Source organism: Halopseudomonas sp., assembly GCF_041579695.1.
GTDB lineage: Bacteria > Pseudomonadota > Gammaproteobacteria > Pseudomonadales > Pseudomonadaceae > Halopseudomonas.
Genome location: NZ_JBFGFI010000036.1, coordinates 24,672 through 28,727 on the forward strand (window position 1 = coordinate 24,672; position 4,056 = coordinate 28,727).

The 4,056-nt window shown below is 59.0% G+C and carries 4 protein-coding genes and 1 pseudogene; 4 read left to right on the top strand and 1 reads right to left on the bottom strand.

The window, feature by feature from the left end; translation table 11 throughout:
- Positions 1–205: 205 nt before the first annotated feature.
- Together ABYA88_RS09160 and ABYA88_RS09165 are read left to right on the top strand one after the other, a co-directional pair.
- The gene (locus ABYA88_RS09160; protein ID WP_373186821.1) at positions 206–883 is read left to right on the top strand and encodes a histidine phosphatase family protein; all 678 of its coding nucleotides are present in this window, start codon (positions 206–208) and stop codon (positions 881–883) included.
- A gap of 73 nt (positions 884–956) precedes the next feature.
- Complete coding sequence (locus ABYA88_RS09165) at positions 957–1,844, top strand: sugar nucleotide-binding protein (protein ID WP_373186822.1); 888 nt, start codon at positions 957–959, stop codon at positions 1,842–1,844.
- Positions 1,845–1,890: 46 nt separating this feature from the next.
- Here the strand turns inward: ABYA88_RS09165 and ABYA88_RS09170 are convergent, their stop codons facing one another.
- Positions 1,891–2,556 carry an OmpW family protein gene (locus tag ABYA88_RS09170; RefSeq protein ID WP_373186823.1) on the bottom strand — a complete coding sequence of 222 codons (666 nt, stop codon included), beginning with the start codon at positions 2,554–2,556 and terminating at the stop codon, positions 1,891–1,893.
- A gap of 200 nt (positions 2,557–2,756) precedes the next feature.
- Between ABYA88_RS09170 and ABYA88_RS09175 the strand changes: the two genes are divergently transcribed.
- Complete coding sequence (locus tag ABYA88_RS09175) at positions 2,757–3,518, top strand: DUF3450 domain-containing protein (RefSeq protein WP_373186825.1); 762 nt, start codon at positions 2,757–2,759, stop codon at positions 3,516–3,518.
- Positions 3,515–4,056: pseudogene (locus ABYA88_RS09180) on the top strand (MotA/TolQ/ExbB proton channel family protein); the annotation flags it as partial. The gene ABYA88_RS09175 and the pseudogene ABYA88_RS09180, both read left to right, overlap by 4 nt.

Here is a 4,056-nt window from a genome sequence, read left to right on the forward strand (position 1 = left end):
ATAGGCGCGCGTCGTATTCTCTGCTGATAGTCAAGGCGGTGGAGCAGCTATGGCCGCACCTGCGGCGTCTGTATCGACAAGGTCCGAATATGCTAACGTACCCCCCCGTGCGCCGTGCGCCGTGCGCCGTTGTCGTCAGATCCTCATCGGCGAAAAACGGTAGCCGTGAATCAGGCTCTGGCGCTTTATCTGAAGAAGAATCTCGATGTCTGAAATCTATTTCGTCCGCCACGGCCAGGCGTCCTTTGGCTCCAGTAATTACGACCAGCTCTCGGAAAAGGGGCATCAACAGTCCAGACTGCTCGGCGAGTATTTCCAGCGCCGCGGTATAGAGTTTGATCACGTGCTCCTGGGCGACATGGTGCGCCACCGTGAAACGGCTCAGGGTATCGGTCAAGCGCTGGGTTTCGAGGATGCGTCCTTCGAAGTTTTCCAGGAGCTCAACGAGTTTGATTTCCACGCCATTCTGGCAGCCTACACCGCGCAGTTTCCTGATCAGGCGCTGCCGGAAAAGCCGTCTGTCGCCGACTTTTTCAAGCGCCTGCGCCAGGGCATCATACTCTGGTCGCGGAGCGAGCTGGTGGGCGAATTGCCGGAAAGCTGGGCCGATTTCGAGGAGCGGGTCCAGCGCATGAAGGCAGACATAATGGCTCGTTGTGCGGGCAAGCGGGTGTTGGCAGTCAGTTCGGGCGGGGCTATTGCGATGCTGGTCAGTCAGTTACTGCGTGCGCCCAGTGAGACGATGATCGAGCTCAACCTGCAGACGCGCAACACGGCGTTGATCCATTGCGTATTCAATCAGCGCAACATGCGTCTGAGCAGCTTTAACAGTGTGCCCCATCTGGATGATCCGGAGCACCAATCGCTGATTACCTACGCCTGAAGCACTCGGTAAGATGACCCCACAGGCGGCCTGATGGCGCCAGTTACTCGTTTTTTGAACACAGGGCACAAGCATGCGGATGCGCATATTGCTGTTGGAAGCTGACTCGTCGCTGGGTCGGGCTGTACTCCGTCTCGCAGCGCAGGAAGGTATCCAGATCGAGGCGCTGGCGCGACCTCTGGCTGGTTGGCAACCCGAGCAGTTGGCCGACTGGCTGGATGAATATTCGGCGGATGCGGTAATCAATCTGGCGTACTTTCATGAGCAGTTCCAGGTGGGAATGCTCGATCCGGTCGAACTGGCCGCGCTGGACGAATTCAGCCGCCATCTCGCAGAGCTCTGCGCGAGCGAAAGCCGACTGCTGGTGCAGCCTTCAAGTGCACGGGTGTTCGACGGATTGAAGCCGACGCCCTATAACGAGAAGGATCAGCGTACGCCCGGTGATGCGCTCGGTGCTGTGCAGGCCGAGCTGGAAAAGCTGTTGGCAGAGCGTTGCCCCCGCTATGCGGTGCTGCGGTTCAGCTGGTTGCTGGATGGGTCTGCCGATGGCCAACTGGCCAAATTAGTTGAACAGTTGCATGGTGATGAGCCAGTGCTACTGGCCGAAGAATGGCGGGGCAACCCCACGCCGGTCGATGATGCCGCCCGGGTACTGCTCGCCGTGCTCAAGCAGTTGGACTGCGAAGCGCCGCTCTCGGGTATCTACCACTACGGAAGCACCGAGCCTTCCAGCTGGATCAGTTTTGCCAAAAGTCTGGCCCAGGAGTTGATGGCAAACAACAAGTTGGACCGCGATCCGGTGATCCGATCGGTTCCGTTCGACAAACAGACAGAAGCAGGTTGGGAGCCGCAGAATGCGGTGCTGGCGAGCCGGCGGATTCTGATGACGTTCGGGGTGAAGCCACGGCCCTGGCGCGGTCAGTTGGCGCAGCTGCTCGCCAGCGTCGAATCGACTAAATAAAAAACGGCCGCAATGCGGCCGTTTTTTTTGTTGCGAGCCGATCAGCTCAGAACTTGTAACCGATGCTCGCCATGTAGACCATCGGATCGATGTCCACATCGACCTTGCTTGGCGTGCCGCCAGTACGGAAGTTGGCAGTAGTTTCGATATCTAAATACCAGACAGCAGCATTCAGATAGATCTGTTCGGTCAGCTTGTAATCCAGGCCCGCTTCCAGTGCATAGCCCCAGGAGTCGTCCAGCTCCAGGCTGGAGAACCCGGCATTTTCAGCGTTGCTGGAAAGATCCTCGCTGAAGAAAGCGGTGTAGTTCACGCCGGCGCCAACATAAGGCTGCCATGCTGAAGTTTTGGCCATCGGGAAATATTGCAGCGTAAGCGATGGTGGCAGATGCTTGATACTGGCGAAGCGATAGGCCCCCTTGAGCTCGATATCGTGGCTGAATGGCGTAGCAGCAAGCAGCCCAAGACCAATATTGTCGGTCAGCATGAAGGTGCCGGTGATACCCAGTTGCGTGCTGCTGTCGACACCCACTTCCAGGCCGGTATTGTTGCCGCCGACAAAAACATTTCCGCTACTCTCCTGCGGGTCAACAGCAGCAGCGCCGACGCGTACGATAACATCGCCAGCCTGGTGAGCCTGGGCCACGGAAGCAGCCAGCAGGGCAGGGGCAAGCAGAAGGCCGGCGGCCAGTTGGGTGGTAAAGCGTGACATAAGGTGAACTCCCTTGCGTGTTGGTATGGCGAGACTTTATGCGTTGTTGACCCGCTGGTTATTGATCTGGAGCAAAAATCGTTGCGTCTGCCGAATATCCTTACCGGTTGATGTGCGGGCTTGAACAATCAGTCGCATCAAATGATAATGCTTCTCTTTTAACGGCCCGGTCCTGGGCAAAATACTTCCGGAGAGTCTGGATGAGAGCGGTTTTATGGATACTTTGCGCCTTGCCCCTGGTGGCATTGGCGCAAGGCACAGCCGAGCAGGCGCTGGACCAGAGCCAGGCGCTGGTGCGTGAGGCACGGGATTCACAGCAGCGCATTGAACAGCTGGACGACGCGACCCGTGAGGCGCTGGAGCGTTATCGCCAGGCCATCGAACAACGCGAACAGCTGGTTGACTACAACGCTCGCCTGAGCGAAATGGTCAGCGCTCAAGGCGAGGAGCTCGAGGCGCTTCAGACGCAACTGGCGAGTATCGAGGATACCCAGCGCGAGCTGTTGCCATTGATGCAGCGCATGTACCAATCCCTGCAGCAGTTCGTCGCGCTGGATCTGCCGTTCCTGCTGGAAGAGCGCGCTGAGCGACTGGTACAGCTGGACGAGTTGCTGAAGAGCGCGAATGTCAGCGTTGCCGAAAAATATCGGCGGCTGGTCGAGGCATATCAGATCGAGAGCGATTACGGCCGCACGCTGGAAGCCTGGCGCGGCACGCTCGGCGAAGACGAGCAGGTGCGGGTGGTCAATTTCCTGCGTCTGGGTCGGGTAATGCTTTTCTATCAGAGCCTGGATGGTCGCGAACAAGGCTACTGGGACGCAGGACAGGACGCATGGCGACCGCTGCCGGACAGTTACCGGCGCACGCTGGAGCAGGGCTTGAGTATTGCTCGTCAGCAGCAGACCCCGGTCATGCTGCGCTTGCCATTGCCGCCAGTGTCGGAACAGGAGAGCGGGCTATGAGAGGTTTTCTGCTAGTTGCGGCGCTGATATTGCTGCCCACCACAGCGCTCGCTCAGCCAGCCGATCTGGATGCGCTTTTGCGGGAGATTCAGGAAGTACGCGCTACCGAACAGGCGGCGATGCGTGAGCGCGAGGCAAGTTTCATTGCCGAGCGTGACCAGCAGCAGCGCCGGTTGCGTGAGGCCGAACAGGCGCTGGCCCAGGTCCAGGCCGAGGCCGACCGCCTGAAGGCGGAATTTGATCAGCAGGAGCAGGCGCTGGAGGAGGGTGAGGCTGAGCTTGCAGAGCGCAGCGGCAATCTCGGTGAGCTGTTCGGTGTGGTACGTCAGGCTGCCGGCGACACCCGCAGCCAATGGCAGGATTCCCTGCTCAATATGCAGTTTCCCGAGCGTATGGCCACTCTCGATCAGCTTGCCGAGAGCCGCCGGATCCCCACGGTGGAGGCGCTCGAGTCATTCTGGTTCATGTTGCAGCAGGACATGACTGCCAGCGGCAAGATCAGCCGTTTCGATGCGCCGGTTGTCGGTATCGATGGCGA

Excerpts from the sequence above, each read along its gene's own strand:
- ABYA88_RS09175 (WP_373186825.1), top strand. The coding sequence starts at position 2,757 with ATGAGAGCGGTTTTATGGATACTTTGCGCCTTGCCCCTGGTGGCATTG.
- ABYA88_RS09170 (WP_373186823.1), bottom strand. The coding sequence starts at position 2,556 with ATGTCACGCTTTACCACCCAACTGGCCGCCGGCCTTCTGCTTGCCCCT.
- ABYA88_RS09160 (WP_373186821.1), top strand. The coding sequence starts at position 206 with ATGTCTGAAATCTATTTCGTCCGCCACGGCCAGGCGTCCTTTGGCTCC.
- ABYA88_RS09165 (WP_373186822.1), top strand. The coding sequence starts at position 957 with ATGCGGATGCGCATATTGCTGTTGGAAGCTGACTCGTCGCTGGGTCGG.